Origin of the sequence: Xanthovirga aplysinae (assembly GCF_009711365.1) — a bacterium.
Taxonomy (GTDB): domain Bacteria; phylum Bacteroidota; class Bacteroidia; order Cytophagales; family Cyclobacteriaceae; genus Xanthovirga; species Xanthovirga aplysinae.
In genome coordinates, this window is sequence record NZ_SMMB01000327.1 from 1 (window position 1) to 1,130 (window position 1,130).

The following is a 1,130-nucleotide window of genomic DNA, read 5'->3' on the forward strand; positions in this document are numbered from 1 at the left end:
TGCCTCTGATCCGGCAAAAGTATTAAAAGGAAATTTCAAATCCGGTTTAAAGGGAGGAAAGCTTAGAAGCACTTTAGTAGTCATCCAGTTTGCTGTTTCTATTTTTCTATTGGTGGGTACAGGAGTAATTTACAAGCAACTCAACTTTATTCGCAATACCAATATTGGTTTTCATAAAGAGCAGCTTCTTACCCTTCATAATACCAATACTTTAGGAAAACAAACCCATACATTCAAAGAAGAAATGTTACAAAACGCTCTTTTTAAATCTGGCACTGTTTCTGGTTTCCTACCTGTACAACCCTCTGCCAGACATACAAATGGCTACCAATCAAAAGAGCAACAAGTAACGAATGAGGTTTTCGTTATGGAACGCTGGGAGGTAGATTACGATTACCTCAAAACATTAGGAATGGAAATAGTGCAGGGAAGGTTTTTTTCTTCTGACTTTCCATCGGATTCTTCAGCCATTGTAGTGAATGAATCGGTAGTAAAGAAATTAGGTTTTAAAGATCCCATTGGTAAAACATTAATGGAAGCGGGTAATGATAAATGGTATACGATTATCGGAGTAGTAAAAAACTTCAATTTTGAATCCTTAAGAGATAAAATTGGTCCTTTGGCCATGCGTTTAGAAAATGACATTAGGGCAATTACTTTTCGTTTTGAAGGAAAGAAGGCTTCTGATGCCATTGCCCTCCTAAAAAATCAATGGAAAAAAATAGCTCCAGGACACCCTTTCAACTATTCTTTTTTGGATGACCGCTTTAATAGTATGTACCGGCAAGAACAGAAAACCGGAGAAATCTTTGCCGTATTTTCCTGCCTGGCCATCTTTATTGCTTGCTTAGGTTTATTTGGATTAGCCGCCTTTACGGCAGAACAGCGCAAAAAAGAAATTGGAGTAAGGAAAGTTTTAGGAGCCTCCATTAGGGGAATTGTGCTTTTGCTATCCAAAGACTTTGGTAAATTGTTGATTATAGCCTTCCTGGTAGCCAGCCCCTTAGCCTGGTGGAGTATGAGCGGATGGTTACAGAATTTCCATTTTCATACTTCCATTGGCTTTGAAATTTTCTTAGTGTCTGGTTTGCTCTCTTTTCTTGTGGCCTGGATCACCATGAGCTATCATG

Annotated in this window: 1 protein-coding gene; it reads left to right on the plus strand. The window is 38.5% G+C overall.

The window, feature by feature from the left end:
- On the plus strand, positions 1-1,130 hold a 1,130-nt coding region (locus E1171_RS00980), incomplete at both ends, for an ABC transporter permease (protein WP_155203206.1).